Annotated in this window: 18 protein-coding genes; 14 read left to right on the top strand and 4 right to left on the bottom strand. The window is 33.4% G+C overall.

The features are described 5' to 3' along the window. Positions 1 to 39 precede the first annotated feature (39 nt). The gene (gene ung / locus E1J38_RS08915) at positions 40 to 705 is read left to right on the top strand and encodes a uracil-DNA glycosylase (protein ID WP_133356683.1); all 666 of its coding nucleotides are present in this window, start codon (positions 40 to 42) and stop codon (positions 703 to 705) included. A gap of 12 nt (positions 706 to 717) precedes the next feature. Here ung and E1J38_RS15095 read toward each other — a convergent pair whose 3' ends face one another. After that, the gene (locus tag E1J38_RS15095; protein ID WP_186525845.1) at positions 718 to 894 is read right to left on the bottom strand and encodes a hypothetical protein; all 177 of its coding nucleotides are present in this window, start codon (positions 892 to 894) and stop codon (positions 718 to 720) included. 265 nt (positions 895 to 1159) lie between these two features. Between E1J38_RS15095 and E1J38_RS08920 the strand changes: the two genes are divergently transcribed. The 6 genes from E1J38_RS08920 (at position 1160) to E1J38_RS08945 (ending at position 6842) form a co-directional block, all read left to right on the top strand. After that, positions 1160 to 1999: a 1,4-dihydroxy-2-naphthoyl-CoA synthase gene (locus E1J38_RS08920; RefSeq protein WP_133356682.1), complete on the top strand. Its 840-nt coding sequence runs from the start codon at positions 1160 to 1162 to the stop codon at positions 1997 to 1999. Between the two features lies 1 nt (position 2000). Then, positions 2001 to 2903, top strand: a complete 903-nt coding sequence (menA, locus tag E1J38_RS08925) for a 1,4-dihydroxy-2-naphthoate octaprenyltransferase (RefSeq protein ID WP_133356681.1) — start codon at positions 2001 to 2003, stop codon at positions 2901 to 2903. 45 nt (positions 2904 to 2948) lie between these two features. Continuing rightward, the gene (locus tag E1J38_RS08930) at positions 2949 to 3626 is read left to right on the top strand and encodes a metal-dependent hydrolase (protein ID WP_133356680.1); all 678 of its coding nucleotides are present in this window, start codon (positions 2949 to 2951) and stop codon (positions 3624 to 3626) included. 97 nt (positions 3627 to 3723) lie between these two features. Then, complete coding sequence (locus tag E1J38_RS08935; RefSeq protein WP_133356679.1) at positions 3724 to 4776, top strand: o-succinylbenzoate synthase; 1053 nt, start codon at positions 3724 to 3726, stop codon at positions 4774 to 4776. 1 nt (position 4777) lies between these two features. Then, positions 4778 to 5755 (top strand): CPBP family intramembrane glutamic endopeptidase, encoded by a 978-nt coding sequence (locus E1J38_RS08940; RefSeq protein WP_133356678.1) that lies wholly within the window; start codon positions 4778 to 4780, stop codon positions 5753 to 5755. Positions 5756 to 5774: 19 nt separating this feature from the next. Continuing rightward, positions 5775 to 6842: an AMP-binding protein gene (locus E1J38_RS08945; protein WP_133356677.1), complete on the top strand. Its 1068-nt coding sequence runs from the start codon at positions 5775 to 5777 to the stop codon at positions 6840 to 6842. A 51-nt stretch (positions 6843 to 6893) separates the two neighbouring features. Here E1J38_RS08945 and E1J38_RS08950 read toward each other — a convergent pair whose 3' ends face one another. Together E1J38_RS08950 and E1J38_RS08955 are read right to left on the bottom strand one after the other, a co-directional pair. Further along, positions 6894 to 7316 carry a DoxX family protein gene (locus E1J38_RS08950; protein ID WP_133356676.1) on the bottom strand — a complete coding sequence of 141 codons (423 nt, stop codon included), beginning with the start codon at positions 7314 to 7316 and terminating at the stop codon, positions 6894 to 6896. Positions 7317 to 7375: 59 nt separating this feature from the next. After that, complete coding sequence (locus tag E1J38_RS08955) at positions 7376 to 9019, bottom strand: acyl-CoA carboxylase subunit beta (RefSeq protein ID WP_133356675.1); 1644 nt, start codon at positions 9017 to 9019, stop codon at positions 7376 to 7378. A 143-nt stretch (positions 9020 to 9162) separates the two neighbouring features. Here E1J38_RS08955 and E1J38_RS08960 point away from each other — a divergent pair, with 143 nt between their 5' ends. From E1J38_RS08960 to ettA, 5 genes are all read left to right on the top strand, one after another. After that, positions 9163 to 9693: an NADPH-dependent FMN reductase gene (locus tag E1J38_RS08960; RefSeq protein ID WP_133356674.1), complete on the top strand. Its 531-nt coding sequence runs from the start codon at positions 9163 to 9165 to the stop codon at positions 9691 to 9693. Positions 9694 to 9725: 32 nt separating this feature from the next. Beyond that, positions 9726 to 10163 carry a MarR family winged helix-turn-helix transcriptional regulator gene (locus tag E1J38_RS08965; RefSeq protein ID WP_133356673.1) on the top strand — a complete coding sequence of 146 codons (438 nt, stop codon included), beginning with the start codon at positions 9726 to 9728 and terminating at the stop codon, positions 10161 to 10163. Positions 10164 to 10196: 33 nt separating this feature from the next. After that, a complete protein-coding gene (locus E1J38_RS08970; RefSeq protein WP_133356672.1) occupies positions 10197 to 10922 on the top strand; it encodes a pirin family protein in 726 nt (241 codons plus the stop codon). Between the two features lie 100 nt (positions 10923 to 11022). Then, on the top strand, positions 11023 to 11205 hold the full coding sequence (locus E1J38_RS15100) for a CAL67264 family membrane protein (RefSeq protein ID WP_186525846.1): 183 nt from the start codon (positions 11023 to 11025) through the stop codon (positions 11203 to 11205). After that, positions 11205 to 12896, top strand: coding sequence for an energy-dependent translational throttle protein EttA (ettA, locus tag E1J38_RS08975; RefSeq protein ID WP_133356671.1), 1692 nt, complete (start codon positions 11205 to 11207; stop codon positions 12894 to 12896). Before E1J38_RS15100 ends, ettA begins: the two co-directional genes overlap by 1 nt. A gap of 312 nt (positions 12897 to 13208) precedes the next feature. Here the strand turns inward: ettA and E1J38_RS08980 are convergent, their stop codons facing one another. Continuing rightward, the gene (locus E1J38_RS08980) at positions 13209 to 13460 is read right to left on the bottom strand and encodes a hypothetical protein (protein ID WP_255449838.1); all 252 of its coding nucleotides are present in this window, start codon (positions 13458 to 13460) and stop codon (positions 13209 to 13211) included. A 298-nt stretch (positions 13461 to 13758) separates the two neighbouring features. Here E1J38_RS08980 and E1J38_RS08985 point away from each other — a divergent pair, with 298 nt between their 5' ends. Together E1J38_RS08985 and E1J38_RS08990 are read left to right on the top strand one after the other, a co-directional pair. After that, entirely contained in the window at positions 13759 to 15102 is a 1344-nt protein-coding gene (locus tag E1J38_RS08985; protein ID WP_133356670.1) for a microtubule-binding protein, read from the top strand. Between the two features lie 147 nt (positions 15103 to 15249). Further along, positions 15250 to 16317: a hypothetical protein gene (locus E1J38_RS08990; protein WP_133356669.1), complete on the top strand. Its 1068-nt coding sequence runs from the start codon at positions 15250 to 15252 to the stop codon at positions 16315 to 16317. Positions 16318 to 16340 lie beyond the last annotated feature (23 nt).

Below are 16340 nucleotides of genomic sequence, written 5' to 3' on the forward strand. Positions count from 1 at the left end.
AAGATAATATTATTTTAGTTTGAATTATAAACTCTCATTATGAATGTAGATATTCACCCTAGTTGGAAATCCTATTTAGAAGAAGAATTCAATAAACCTTATTTTAAAAATTTGGTAGATTTTGTAAAATCAGAATACCAAAACCATACGTGTTTTCCTCCCGGGAAAAAGATATTTAATGCCTTTAACCATTGTTATTTTAACGATGTTAAGGTGGTTATTATTGGTCAAGATCCGTATCATGGGCCTGGACAAGCCAATGGTTTGTGTTTTTCTGTTAATGACGATATAGTACATCCACCATCTTTAATAAATATTTTTAAGGAAATTGAAACCGATCTTGGTATTCCATACCCAAAAAGTGGCAATTTAATAAGGTGGTCAGAGCAAGGAATTATGCTTTTAAATGCTACGCTTACAGTACGTGCACACAATGCAGGAAGCCATCAAAAAAAAGGCTGGGAGATATTTACTGATACTGTTATTAAGATTATAAGTGAGCATAAAACAGATGTAGTTTTTTTACTATGGGGAGGCTATGCAAAACAAAAAACTAAACTAATTGATAAAAAAAAGCATCATATTTTAACATCAGGTCACCCTTCCCCCTTAAGTGCTAATAGGGGTTATTGGTTTGGTAATAAGCACTTTAGTAAAACCAATAATATTTTGAGAGATTTAAAAATTTCCCAAATTAAATGGTAGTATGTTGGCCGACTAACTTCCTGTTGGTGCTAATACCTTCTTACTCGAAGCAAAGGATGTATTTGGGTGTATTACAATTGGTCTTCTAGTAGCTTTAGGAGACTTTTTGGTTTTGTTAACACTAAATTTTAATAAAATAAAGTTAATGAGAACCAATACAGAAATGATAAAAGTAATTGTTAATAACATAGGCGTTTAGGGATTAAAAACTTAGGCAAAATACATATTTTTTCGATTAAATGCAAATTTATCTAAATAATACTACGTTTACACTACAAAAATAATAAAAAAAAGACTACATAAACATACGTGCTTCTACTTAATTTTCTTTTTATAGAATACATAATTTTTGATATTAGTTTTAGTTAATATGTGAATTTTTTAACTCAAAATTTATTTAATTAATAGCTACCTATTTCTTGAAATAAATTTATTTTTGATAAAAATCTAAAATATGGAGAAAGCCAATTGGGTTACAGCCAAAGAATACGAAGACATTACGTATAAGAAATGTAATGGTGTGGCTAGGATAGCATTTAACAGACCAAATGTTAGGAACGCATTCAGACCCAAAACTACCAGTGAGTTATACGATGCTTTTTATGATGCCAATGAAGATATAAACATTGGTGTGGTATTGTTATCGGCCGAGGGACCTTCCACCAAAGACGGGGTTTATTCTTTTTGTAGTGGTGGAGACCAAAAGGCTAGGGGCCATCAAGGATATGTGGGTGAAGATGGTTATCACCGTTTAAATATTTTAGAAGTACAACGCTTAATTAGGTTTATGCCAAAGGCGGTGATAGCAGTTGTTCCTGGTTGGGCAGTTGGTGGTGGTCATAGTTTACATGTGGTTTGTGATTTAACCCTTGCCAGCAATGAGCACGCTATTTTTAAACAAACAGATGCTGATGTAACCAGCTTTGACGGCGGTTATGGATCGGCATATTTAGCGAAAATGGTTGGGCAGAAAAAAGCACGGGAAATTTTCTTTTTAGGAAGAAACTACTCTGCGCAAGAGGCTTTTGAAATGGGAATGGTTAATGCAGTAATTCCTCATAACGAACTTGAAGACACTGCTTACCAATGGGCACAAGAAATACTAGCTAAATCTCCTACCTCCATCAAGATGCTTAAATTTGCTATGAACCTAACGGATGATGGGATGGTTGGTCAGCAGGTATTTGCTGGTGAAGCCACTAGATTAGCTTATATGACAGACGAAGCAAAAGAGGGGAGAGATGCTTTTCTAGAGAAGAGGGCACCCAACTTTGAAAAAAAATGGATTCCATAATATGAAGAAACTTTCAGTTTGGATTTCATCAATGCGTTTGCGCACGCTTCCACTATCAATTTCAGGAATAATAGTAGCCTCTTGTTTGGCAGAATATAATGGACACTTTAGTTGGATAATATTCGTTTTAGCTATATTAACAACACTAAGTTTTCAAATACTTTCAAATTTAGCCAATGATTATGGCGATGGTGTAAAAGGAACCGATAATGAGGATAGAATTGGACCAGAAAGAGCCATTCAATCTGGAAAAATATCACCCGATGAAATGTTTAATGCTATTAAAATTAATGTGCTCATTTCAATAGGGTTGGCATTTGCATTAATCTTTAAGGCTTTTGGAGTGGAACATTTTTTACTCACTTTAATTTTCTTTGCGCTAGCAGTTACTAGTATAGTGGCCGCTATAAAATATACAGTTGGTGGAAACGCTTATGGTTACAAAGGTTTTGGAGATATTTTTGTGTTTATTTTCTTCGGATTAGTAAGCGTCTGTGGATGCTATGTGCTGTATGCCAAAACTATAGACCATGTTACTATCTTACCTGCTTGCACCATTGGTTTATTGAGTACTGCTGTACTTAATTTAAACAATATGCGCGATTTAGTTTCTGATGAACAGTCTAGAAAGAATACACTAGCAGTGAAGCTAGGGCAGAAGACAATTAAAATATACCACCATATATTAATAATATTAGCTATAATCCTTTCTGGATTATTTGGCGTGTTATATTATACATCCCCATTTAACTTAATATTTGTGGTAGCTTATATTCCTTTGGTTTTACATTTAATTAAAGTTTATAAAAATACAGAGCCAAAATTGTTAGATCCAGAATTAAAAAAATTAGCGCTAACAACCGTATTATTGGCTCTTCTTTTAGGTATAGGGCATTTAATGTAGATAATTTTCGTAAATTTCTGATTTTAAAACTTAATTTCATTTCAAATGAAAATTACATTCCTAGGTCACGCCAGTTTATCAATTAAAGTTAGTGGTATAAATATAATTGTAGATCCTTTTATTACAGGAAATCCCAATGCTTCTAATATTAATATTGAATCACTTAAAGCAGATTATATTTTGATAACACACGCGCATCAAGATCATATTCTAGATGTTGAATCTATTGCGAAGAATACAGGAGCAAAAATTATTTCTAATTATGAAATTGTAACGCATTATGGTAGTTTAGGTATTGAGGGACATCCAATGAATCATGGTGGGCAGTGGGAATTTGATTTTGGAACTGTAAAATATGTAAATGCCATTCATACTTCATCTTTCCCAGATGGTAGCTACGGAGGGCAACCTGGGGGTTTTGTAATAGAAGGTGAACATAAAAATATATATATAGCAGGTGATACAGCCCTAACTTTTGATATGAAGTTGATTCCTATGCAAACAAAACTAGATTTAGCTATTCTGCCAGTTGGTGATAACTTTACCATGGGAATTAATGATGCTATTATGGCTAGCGAATTTGTAGAATGTGACAAGGTTTTGGGTTATCATTTTGATACCTTTGGTTACATAGAAATAGATCATGATGCCGCAAAGCGAAAATTCTATGAAAGAGGAAAAGACTTAATGCTGCTTGATATTGGTGAATCAATAGAACTTTAGGTTTTTTATTAACTATACTGTTGGAAAATTTCTAGATACCATAAGTAGGATGAAAGATATATAATGAAGATAAATTGACTAACACTCCAATAACCTAGTGCTTAAAGCTTCCTATAAAAAATATACTCTCGATTTTAAACAGGCCAGTGGAACTTCTCGTGGTATTTTAAAAACCAAAGAAACTTGGTTTATACTTTTAAACTCAAATGGTAAGAAGGGTATTGGTGAGTGTGGCATTTTTAGGGGGCTGTCTGCCGATGACCGACCAGATTATGAAGCAAAACTAAAATGGGTTTGCGAAAATATAAGTCTTGGTTTAGATGTTTTACTTAATGAACTACTAGAATTTCCCAGTATTCAGTTTGGACTAGAAATGGCCTTTAAGTCTTTAAACAGTAAGTCGCTCTTTCAACTCTTTCCCTCTAAATTTACTCAAGATGAAGATGTAATTCCTATAAATGGTTTAATATGGATGGGGTCTGAAACCTTTATGAAACAGCAAATTGAAGATAAAATCAATACAGGTTTCAAATGTATTAAAATGAAGATAGGGGCTCTTGATTTTAAGAACGAATGTCTTCTTTTGAAATCGATTAGAGATTCTTTCACTTCAAAAGAAATAGAACTTCGTGTTGATGCTAATGGCGCTTTTTCCCCTTCAGAAGCCCTAGAAAAACTAAAGGTTTTGTCTGATTTCGATTTACATTCTATTGAACAACCCATAAAGCAAGGACAAGTTGATGCTATGGCAAGATTATGCGAAGACACACCTTTGCCTATTGCTCTAGACGAAGAATTAATTGGTGTTTTTACTGTAACAAAAAAACGCCAATTGATACAAACCATAAATCCGCAATATATTATATTAAAACCCAGTTTAATTGGTGGTTTTATAGGCAGTGACCAATGGATAGATATAGCAGAACAAAATAATATAGGTTGGTGGGTTACTAGTGCTTTGGAAAGTAATATTGGATTAAACGCTATAGCGCAATATACCTATATCAAACAGAGTGATTTACCACAGGGGTTGGGAACGGGTAGTTTATTTACAAACAATTTTGACAGCCCATTACAAGTAAAAAGTGGTACCTTGCGGTACAAAAAAAATAAATTCTGGAATTTAGAATCTTTAATCAAAAAATTTTAAAATGTATATAGCTCAAGCATTTAATGTATTACACGATTGGTGGCGGTATTTAGTAGGTGTTGTAATCGTTGTTATAGCAGTTGTTATAGGACAAGTTCCTTTTACAGTGGCAGTTGTAGCAAAAGTGTTTAGTGAGGGTGGTGATATGGCTAATTTAGATGAATCTAAAATGTTATCACTTTTAGAGCCCAATTTAAGTTTATTTTTAATGCTCTTGTCTTTTGTTGCAGGATTAGTAGGTGTAATTTTAGTATCTAAATTATTGCATAAACAATCATTTACACATCTAACAACCAGTAGAAAAAAAATAGATTGGAAACGCTTTTGGTTTGTATTTATACTTTGGGGAGTGGTATCTAGCGGATTGGTATTAATTGATTACTTTTTTATTGCAGAGCCAGGAGATTATCAGGTGAATTTTAAATTAGTTCCTTTTGTAATCCTGTGTGTCATAGCCATAATCATGGTGCCTTTACAGACCAGTTTTGAGGAATATTTATTTCGAGGATATTTAATGCAGGGCATTGGAGTTATTGTAAAAAACAAGTGGATTCCTCTTATCATGACGTCTGCTGTTTTTGGTTTATTACATATTGCTAACCCAGAAGTAGAAAAATTGGGGTATATAATAATGGTGTATTATATAGGAACAGGATTGTTTTTAGGTATAACAACACTAATGGATGAAGGTATGGAGTTGGCACTTGGCTTTCACGCTGCCAATAATTTGTTTACAGCGTTATTGGTAACTGCCGATTGGACTGCTTTCCAAACGCATTCTGTCTTAAAAGACATGTCAGACCCTGGAAAGATTGGATTTATGGAAATATTTTTTCCAGTTTTTATTGTATTTCCAATTTTACTTTTTATTCTTTCTAAGAAATATAAATGGACCAATTGGAAAGATAGGTTGTTTGGTACAGTTGAGGTACCAACCAAAGAAGATTATAAAATTATAGACGAGATAAGAACAAATTAATTGACAAAATATAAAATTCATGACTCCTACATATAAAAATGTACACAATAGATTTAAACTAAACAATTACCATTATAATTATGAAGACCTCATGGAGGTTGCTTACAGTTTTACAAAAGAAGGCGAGCCATACCAAGTAGAGTTAGGACTGTTTTTATTAGATTGGTTAGATAGAGAAGATTTTGTTGAAGTTCAAACATCTGGTTCTACAGGAAAGCCTAAAAAGATTAAAATTAAAAAGCAGGCTATGGTAAATTCTGCCATAGTTACTGGTGATTTTTTTAATCTTACACCGGGTAAAAAAATCTTGAATTGTTTACCCTCAAACTTTATAGCAGGTAAGATGATGATTGTTAGAGCCGTCATTCTTGGTTTAGAGTTAGATATAGTAAAACCTTCTGCAAATCCAAGAATAGACTTGGTGAAAGATTATGACTTCTGTGCTTTTACTCCACTGCAGCTTAAAAACTTTGCTAAATACCTTAAATCGTTAAAAACTGCTATTGTAGGTGGTGGACGTGTTTCAAATAGTATTAAGGAAATGATTCAGGATAAAAAAACCCAAATTTATGAAACGTTTGGCATGACAGAAACTATTTCTCATATAGCAGTTAGAAAGCTGAATAATTTTACGGGTGATGATTCTGAAAAATATTTCCAAACCTTACCAGGTGTAACCGTATCAAAAGATGAAAGAGACTGTTTAGTTATTGAGGCTCCTCATTTAACTGACGAAAAGTTAGTAACCAACGATATTGTTGAAGTATATTCCAACACTACATTTGATTGGTTGGGAAGGTATGACAATGTTATTAATTCTGGCGGAATAAAGTTATATCCTGAGCAAATAGAGCAGAAACTTCGGGGGAAAATTAAAGGTGAATTTTTTGTGTCTTCATTACCAGATGATGAGTTGGGAGAGAAATTAGTGCTCTTGATAGAAGGAGAAGAAAACTCATTAAACAAAGCTATTTTTGAAACTTTAAACAAATATGAGGTACCAAAGAATATTTACTATTTACCAAAATTTGCAGAAACACTTTCGGGTAAAATACACAGACAAAAAACATTAAAATTATTGAAGTAGATACTCAAAAAAGTAAAAAGCGCAAATCTTAGAGTTGCGCTTTTTTTATTTCTATTTCTGCATCTTAAAATAATAATCGCAAGAGTGTTTCCCAGAACCATAAACTAAAAAGAATCCACAAACCAGCAAAGTAGTTATTGCTAAAACAAGGTTAGTAGTGTGCATTTCTCCAATAAAATTGATGGCAACAGCACCTATCACTATTGGTATTTGAGCAATTATAGCCCACCTAGTTAATAGTCCAAAAGCAATTAAAATGCCTCCAAGAAAATGTGCTGGAGCTACATAATGAACTACAATCATAGTGCCTGCCATATTTTGGACAGGTTTTAATAATTGTGCCAACATCTCGCTATTTCCCATAAAGTCAATTCCTTTAACAAAAAGAAAAACCCCCAGAGCAATGCGTAAAATATCAATTGGAAAATAGGAATGCCTATTTGCCCATTTGTTTAATACTTTAATTGTTCCCATGACTTATAAGTTGTTGATTTATAAATCATAAGTTACGAAAAAATAAAATAGAATTGAAACTATACCTGAAGTATTCCTAAGTTAAAGGGTTTATTAATTGGGGCATGGTTTGCAGCCTCAATACCCATGCTTATCCATTTTCTGGTATCCAAAGGGTCTATAATAGCATCTATCCAAATTCTAGCAGCAGCATAGTAGGGGGATACCTGATTATCGTATCTAGCCTTGATTTTATTATAAAGTAATTCTTCCTTCTCTTTAGTAAACTTTTCACCTTGCTTTTCTAAAGATGCTTTTTCAATTTGAAGCAAAACTTTAGCAGCAGAATTACCACTCATAACTGCTAATTCTGCACTTGGCCATGATACAATCAATCTTGGGTCATAGGCTTTTCCGCACATGGCATAGTTGCCAGCTCCGTAGCTATTTCCAATAATTACAGTAAATTTTGGAACAACCGAATTACTAACTGCATTTACCATTTTAGCACCGTCTTTAATAATGCCACTATGTTCACTCTTACTTCCTACCATAAAACCGGTTACATCTTGTAAAAACACTAGCGGGATTTTCTTCTGGTTACAATTCGCAATAAATCGTGTGGCTTTGTCTGCCGAATCATTATAAATCACACCACCAAACTGCATTTCGGTAGGTTTGGTTTTAGAGCCTGTGGTTTTTAAAACTTGGCGTTGATTAGCTACAATTCCAACCGCCCAACCATCGATACGCGCATAACAGGTGATGATGGTTTGTCCGTAACCTGCTTTATATTCTTCGTATTCCGAATTATCAACTAATCGTTTTATAATTTCATACATGTCATATTGATCTGCACGACTTTTAGGCAAAATACCAAAAATATCTTCTGGATTCTCAGTAGGTTTTTTAGCATCAATTCTATTAAATCCCGCTTTATCGTAATCTCCAATTTTATCAACGATATTTTTTATTTTATCTAAAGCGTCCTTATCGTCTTTAGCCTTATAATCGGTAACGCCACTAATTTCACAATGCGTGGTTGCACCACCCAAAGTTTCATTATCAATACTTTCACCAATAGCAGCTTTTACCAAATAGCTACCTGCTAAAAATATGCTTCCGGTTTTATCAACTATTAAAGCCTCATCACTCATAATAGGCAAGTACGCACCACCAGCAACACAACTACCCATTACCGCAGCAATCTGGGTAATGCCCATGCTGCTCATTATGGCGTTATTTCTAAAAATGCGTCCAAAATGTTCTTTATCAGGAAAAATTTCGTCTTGCATTGGCAGATATACACCTGCAGAATCCACTAAATAAATAATAGGCAACCTGTTTTCTATAGCAATTTCCTGTGCTCTAAGATTCTTTTTCCCAGTAATAGGAAACCATGCTCCAGCTTTAACAGTAGCATCATTTGCAACAACTATGCATTGTTTACCTTTAATGTATCCAATCTTAACAACCACACCACCAGAGGGGCAACCCCCATGTTCAGGATACATATCTTCACCTGCTAATGATGCAATTTCAATACTTTTAACATTCTTATCTAATAAATAGTCAATACGCTCCCTGGCAGTTAATTTTCCTTTTGTATGTTGTTTTTCAATGCCTTTTGTACCGCCTCCTAGCTTGACTTTTATAAGTCTTCTGTTTAGTTCTGAAAGTAAAAGTTTGTTATGATCTTCGTTTTTGTTGAAGTTAATATCCATGTGTAGATTCGTTTATGCTAATGTACAAAAAGTTACTTTTTTTATGAAAATAGTTAATAAAATCATAAAATATATAACATGGAATTATATTCCTTGGAATATATTATTGTTATTTCTATATTTGTAAGTGAAAAAATAGCAATATGAAACAAATTTTAGCATTCGCAGGAAGTAACAGCAAAAAATCCATAAACAAACAATTAGTTATTTATGCAGCTAGTTTAGTTGAAGATGTTGATGCTTACATATTAGATTTAAATGATTATGAATTGCCATTGTACAGTATAGATTATGAAAATGAATATGGTATTCCAGATAATGCACATAAGTTCCTGAAAGCTATAAATGAAGCAGATGGTGTGTTATTGTCTTTAGCAGAACATAATGGAGCCTATTCAGCAGTTTTTAAAAATATTTTTGATTGGACATCTAGAATTAACGGTAATTTTTGGGGTGAAAAGCCCATGCTACTCATGGCAACATCACCAGGAGCTAGAGGAGGAGCTTCCGTTTTGAGTATAGCTCAAGACCGTTTTCCTAGGCATGCAGCAAACATTACAGGTGTGTTTTCTTTACCATCTTTTAAAGTAAATTTTTCGGAACAAAAGATAATTGACAAAACTTTAAATGATGAACTAAAAAAACATATAAAAGTATTTAATAAAGCACTTTAGCACTATATAAATTCACCATAAAATCTATCTTGATGGGAGACATTTCAAAAGACATAAATTCTACGTTCCTTAATAATAAAGTAAAAGCTTTGGTAAATATTATTTATACAGCTAATTGGATAAATAGCCACCAAAATGAGTTTTTTAAACCATTCGGGATTTCACCTCAGCAGTTTAACATTTTACGTATTTTAAGAGGTGCAGGAAAACCCATAAAAGTACAAACTATTAAAGAGCGTATGATAGAAAGAGCTCCCAACGCTACACGGTTAATGGATAAGTTATGCGCTAAAGAACTTATAAGAAGACTACCCTGTTCCAGTGATAGACGTGTGGTACACATTGAAATTACAGCAGAAGGTTTACAATTGTTAGAGTCAATTGATAAAGATTTTAAAGAAGATTTATTAGAAAACTTAACTACTGCCGAGGCAGAACAATTAAGTTTTCTCTTAGATAAAATTAGATAATTAAAAAAAGGGGTAACCCAGAAAGGATTTATAATGAAAACGATTATACATAAAAAAGATACTAGAGGCTTTGCAAACCATGGTTGGTTGCAAGCAAACCATTCATTTAGTTTTGCTGGTTGGTTTAATCCAGAACGCATTCATTTTGGAGCCTTACGCGTTTTGAATGATGATATAATAGCACCTAAAATGGGGTTTGGAACGCATCCGCATGACAATATGGAGATTATTACTATCCCATTAAAAGGGGTATTAAAACACAGAGATAATATGCATGATGTTTGGGAAGAAGTATTGCCTGGAGAAGTGCAGGTCATGAGTGCTGGTACAGGGGTGCAACACTCAGAAATTAATGGTTCTAATAATGAGTATTTAAGCTTATTTCAAATTTGGGTCATTCCCAAAGTGCGTGATGTAACACCAAGATATGGTCAAAAATCTTTTAAAGTTGACGATAGAAAAGGAAAGCTTCAAACGTTGGTTACATCTATTAAAGATGCTGATACTACAAGCTTAAAAATTCATCAAGATGTTAAAATATCTAGAATTGATCTGGAAGAAGGTGAAACATTTAATTACAACCTTAAAAGTAAAGATCATGGGGTATATGTTATGAATATTTCAGGAACATATAATTTAGCTGACACAAAACTTAGTTCTAGAGATGCTGTTGGTATTTCGGAAACTGATAGCTTTACCATAAAGACTATAGAAACCACAGAACTATTATTTATTGAAGTTCCTATGATTTCACTGTAGCTTTTATTAAAGTAAAATTTCATTAAAGCGTCCAAATTTTGGATGCTTTTTTATTTAAAAATACGATATTTGCTACTCTCAATAATAAAAAGAAAAGATTATGGCAATGAATAAAAACACCGTGTTGTCTTGGGCAACATGGATAATGATTTTTGTAGGACTAGGGTTGATTGCTCTAGGAGCTTTTAGATATGATGAAATAGCAGGTTGGGGATTTGCAGCAGTAGGTTTTGGTTTTTTCGCTATTGCTTGGGTGTTTAACGCATTAAAAGGAAGAGTGTAATGAGTGATGATAAAAAGATAATTTTTTCAATGTCTGGTGTTACCAAGACATTTCAAAGTGCAAATACACCAGTTTTAAAGAATATTTATTTAAGTTTCTTTTATGGAGCTAAAATTGGGATACTAGGACTTAACGGTTCAGGTAAATCCACATTATTGAAAATTATTGCTGGCGTTGATAAAAATTATCAAGGGGATGTGGTGTTTTCTCAAGGTTACACCGTTGGATATCTAGAGCAAGAACCTCAATTAGATGATGAAAAAACGGTTTTAGAGGTTGTTAAAGAAGGTGCTGCTGAAACCGTTGCAATTCTTGATGAATACAACAAAATAAACGATATGTTTGGTTTGGAAGAGGTTTATAGTGATCCTGATAAAATGGAGAAACTCATGAACCGTCAAGCTGAACTTCAGGATCAGATTGATGCTGCCAATGCTTGGGAATTAGATACCAAACTTGAAATAGCTATGGATGCACTTAGAACACCAGATAGCGATAAAAAAATAGGGGTGTTATCAGGAGGTGAACGTCGTCGTGTGGCTTTGTGCCGATTATTACTTCAAGAGCCAGATGTGTTGCTTTTAGATGAGCCTACCAACCATTTAGATGCAGAGTCAGTACATTGGTTGGAGCATCATTTGGCACAGTATAAAGGAACTGTTATAGCGGTTACTCATGATAGATACTTTTTAGATAATGTAGCTGGTTGGATTCTAGAGTTAGATAGAGGTGAAGGTATTCCTTGGAAAGGAAACTATTCTTCTTGGTTAGACCAAAAATCTAAACGAATGGCTCAAGAAGGAAAAGCAGCTTCAAAACGTCAAAAAACTTTAGAACGAGAGCTAGAATGGGTAAGACAAGGTGCTAAAGGACGCCAGACGAAACAGAAAGCCCGTTTAAAGAATTATGATAGGTTATTAAGTCAAGATCAAAAACAATTAGATGAAAAACTTGAAATCTACATCCCTAATGGTCCGCGACTAGGAACCAATGTTATTGAAGCTGTTGGTGTTAGTAAAGGATACGATGATAAACTATTATATGAAGATTTAAACTTCAAGTTACCACAAGCAGGAATAGTTGGTGTTATTGGTCCTAATGGTGCTGGAAAAACTACCATTTTTAGAATGATTATGGGAGAGGAAACCCCAGACAAAGGAGCGTTTATTGTAGGTGATACAGCTAAAATTGCTTACGTAGATCAAAGTCATTCTAACATAGACCCAGAAAAGACTATCTGGCAAAACTTTAGTGATGGACAGGAGTTGGTTATGATGGGTGGCAGACAAGTTAACTCTAGAGCCTATTTAAGTAGGTTTAATTTCTCTGGAAGTGAGCAAAACAAAAAGGTTAAGCTTCTTTCTGGAGGAGAGAGAAACCGTTTACATTTAGCAATGACACTAAAGGAGGAAGGTAATGTATTGCTTTTAGATGAGCCTACTAACGACCTTGATGTTAATACATTACGTGCTTTAGAAGAAGGATTAGAGAATTTTGCAGGTTGCGCAGTGGTTATTAGTCATGACCGTTGGTTTTTAGACAGAATTTGCACCCATATTTTAGCTTTTGAAGGCGATTCTCAAGTGTATTTCTTTGAAGGAAGTTTTTCAGATTATGAAGAAAATAAAAAGAAAAGATTGGGTGGCGATATCATGCCGAAACGAATTAAGTATAAGAAATTAGTAAGATAATTGTTTCGTCAACCTAAACTTGTTTCAGGTTCTCATAACGTTGCTTATTAGAAGAAAGAGATTCTGAAATAAATTCAGAACCACAGGTTTTCGTTCTTTTTAGAACATTACTTTATGAATTCAGTTGATTTTCTAAAAATTTGATTCTCTTATTCTGTTTGTAGACCTTTTTAAGGTTTAAAACTAAAAGGAGTAGTACCGTAATTGAGAATATTGACAAAATACTAATTAGAGTCCTTATTGACTCAACTTCAGCTTGCTCAATACTATTTTGAGCTAAAAAAACAAGTAAAGCTTTCATGATATTTGGGGTTATTGATACATATGCCCACTAGTAAAGTCTTTATATTCCTCTTCTTTTTTCTTGGCTAGTTCTTGACTAATTTGATCTAATCGTTCATTTTCCTTTTTTAATTTATAGGACTTTCTAATGCCTAATATCAACAATAAAGCAAAAAAGATTACCACTACAATTAAAACGGTAAGTATCGTGTATTCCGCTACAAGTAGAAAATATGAGGTTAGGTTAAGAGACATAAATAGGTGAAATCTGGTTAATTGCATGTCAAATATAGCATTTAAAAGCACTCTAAACAATTAATAATGAAAAGGATATAAACAAATTATGTTAATAGATTTGACGTAATACAACGATAATACATTTATAACCAAGGAGTTTAGATTACTTTTAAAGAAATAAAATCTTACATAAACAACCTGCATTTCATCGAAAAATTAAAAAATTGTAACAATTTGATAATATTAAATACAAATAATTATGAGTGATTTCTATTTCAAAAGTCATCTTTTTTAACGAAATTGCTTGTCAGTAAATTTGTTCAACTTTAATACTATACCGACTATGTCTGATGATTTCGATTTATTAGAAACCAGTTCAAATGAAAAAACAGAAAAAGTAGATGTTAACTGGGGAAAAGCCATTGACACCATGAAATCTAAATTAGCACAAGAAGATGATCCAGAAGTACGCCAAAAAATATTGAATGCCACATTAGATGATGTGGTTCACATGGCAGAAAAAGACAGAACAACGCTTCTTGATGCCATTAAAGATTTAACTGATTATCAAGATGAGGTTGGTATTTTGTTTGAGAAATTTTCATCATTAAATGCCACAGAGCAAAAAGTGATTGATGATGCTCAAAAAGCTTTAGAACGAGCTAAAGTTGAGTTAGAAGATGCCGAAAGTAAACCTGATACGTGGTGGAATAACCTTTGGGGGCGTAAAAGTAAAATTGCTAAAGCAGAACAAACCTTAAAAAATGCTGAAAAAGTTAGAGCTGCAGCTGATAATAAAGCTAAAGCCATGTTTCAAGAGCGTATTGAAAATGCCGATGTTCAAACCCTCTTAAGCGAATTATCATACAAGAGTCAAGCTGCCGTTACACGTTTAAAAAATCGTGAAGTTGAAATTAAGGAAGTAGAAGATAAATTGCAAGACGCTATTGTAGAAGCTACAAAAAACCACACAAAAGCTTTAGAAAAAAAGAAAGAAGTAGAGGACAGGCTTGAAGAACAATATGCTTTATTAAAGCAAGCACGACAAGAATTGGAGGATATTGCCGATAAACAATCTGCAGAATATGCACAGGCCATTGGAAAAGTTACAGAACTTGAGCAAAAAGTAGAGGAATTAGAAGGGCTTAAAAACGCTTATACTACTTTAGCTGCCAGTAAAGACAGCTTTGTACACAAGCACAACTTAACCATAAAAGTATTAACGTCGTTACGCAGTAATTTACAAACGCATCGAGCTAAATTAAAATCAGATACCGAAGAAAGATTGAAGTATTACGACGGTTATGTGGTGGCTCTAAAAGCTCGTACAGACCAAGAGTTTGCTGCAATTTTAGAACACCTGGGTGTTAAAACCGATGAGCATATTGGCGAAACATTGGCAGCTATGCATACAGCAAGTGCCAAAGCACGTCAGGATATGATGGACAATATTCCAGTTCATGAAAAAGTAATGCAGGGAGTTTATAGTAGTTATGCTGAGGCTTTACAAGAAATTAGAGCTAAAGATATTGATATCCAAAAGAATTTTGCAGAGCGCTATGGTATAGATATGAAAGAACTTTTTGAAGACTATTACAAAGCAGAAGCTAACAAACCAGATGGATCTGTTAATGCTCCTGAAGGAAGCCCTAAACCCAAAACCGAAGAAGACGATTTACTATCTTAAAATTATAGAGCGTTGCCGCGCTTTTTTTTAAAAGCGCGGTCCGGCTTTCTATTTAATCTTATTTAAAAAAAGAGAAGTTAATCCTGAGCAAATTAGAAGGGCTTTAATCCTTAACGCAAATCAAATTCTTGTCAATTATTTTAAAACATGACAATTAATCATATTACTACACCTTTAGATTCAACAACATTAGATTCTAAGGAACACTATGTTTTTTATCATAAAATGGTAGATTATGTGTTCAAGGAACTAATAGTAGCTATGCAACAAAACAGTATTATTAATAATCAAGAGCTTAACATGTTTAAGCAATATTGTGATTTGTTACTATATTCAATAGAGTCCATGCGTGTTAAGTATATGTATGATGAGGAAGATAATATGAAGGTAGATTTAACGGAGTCTGGCTTCCCTAATTACCTAGAGTTTAGATATTTGTTTAACGATTTAGAGTTGCGAGATGATTATCTAGGTAAGTTAACTCCGGTTAGTGAATTGCAAGAAGAATTTCTTGATACGTTGTTACGAAAAAAGGAACCTATTAAAAAAACAAAGCTGTTTCAAGCAGCATCTATTGTGTACTATTCATCTGTTAATAAACGATACATATTTAACAGGTTTGTTCAGGGTAAAATTGTTAATGCCCCCAAAGATTCGGGTGCCCATTTATTAACTAGTTGGAGTTTTTATGATGTAGCAAGTAATCGTCCATTTGTCTGTTTTATGTACTTCAATTATGATGGAAATATAATAAACGATTATAAAGATGATATTTATGAAGTATTAAAGCATGTAGCAGATAGAAAAATGAATCTAGATACCATGGCCTATGGTATTGACAGAAAGTTAGACAAAGTTTCACCAAAACTTATAAAAAGAATAGACTTGGGACCACTACACAATATGTTTGCTAAAGATGCCAATGAACTTACCCATCTTATTTTGGAGGGCATTATTAAAAAAGAAATTCCTGTGGAATCTTATGCCTTATCAATGAAAATAGACCAAGTGGCATCTAAAAGTGAATTTAAGGAAGGGAGCTTCTTTAGCAAGCAAATTTTACAACGATGGGATGAAGTTTATAAACAAAAGTATGTCTTTGCGCCTCATAGAATCATTCAGTTATTCTACAACAAAAGTCCAGAGCTTATGAATACATTGGCTAAACCGCCTATTGAAATGGCAGAATTGAAAATTGAAAAAATAAAAAGTTAAAAGTATAAATACAATAGGCCTAA

Source organism: Seonamhaeicola sediminis (assembly GCF_004358095.2).
GTDB lineage: Bacteria > Bacteroidota > Bacteroidia > Flavobacteriales > Flavobacteriaceae > Seonamhaeicola > Seonamhaeicola sediminis.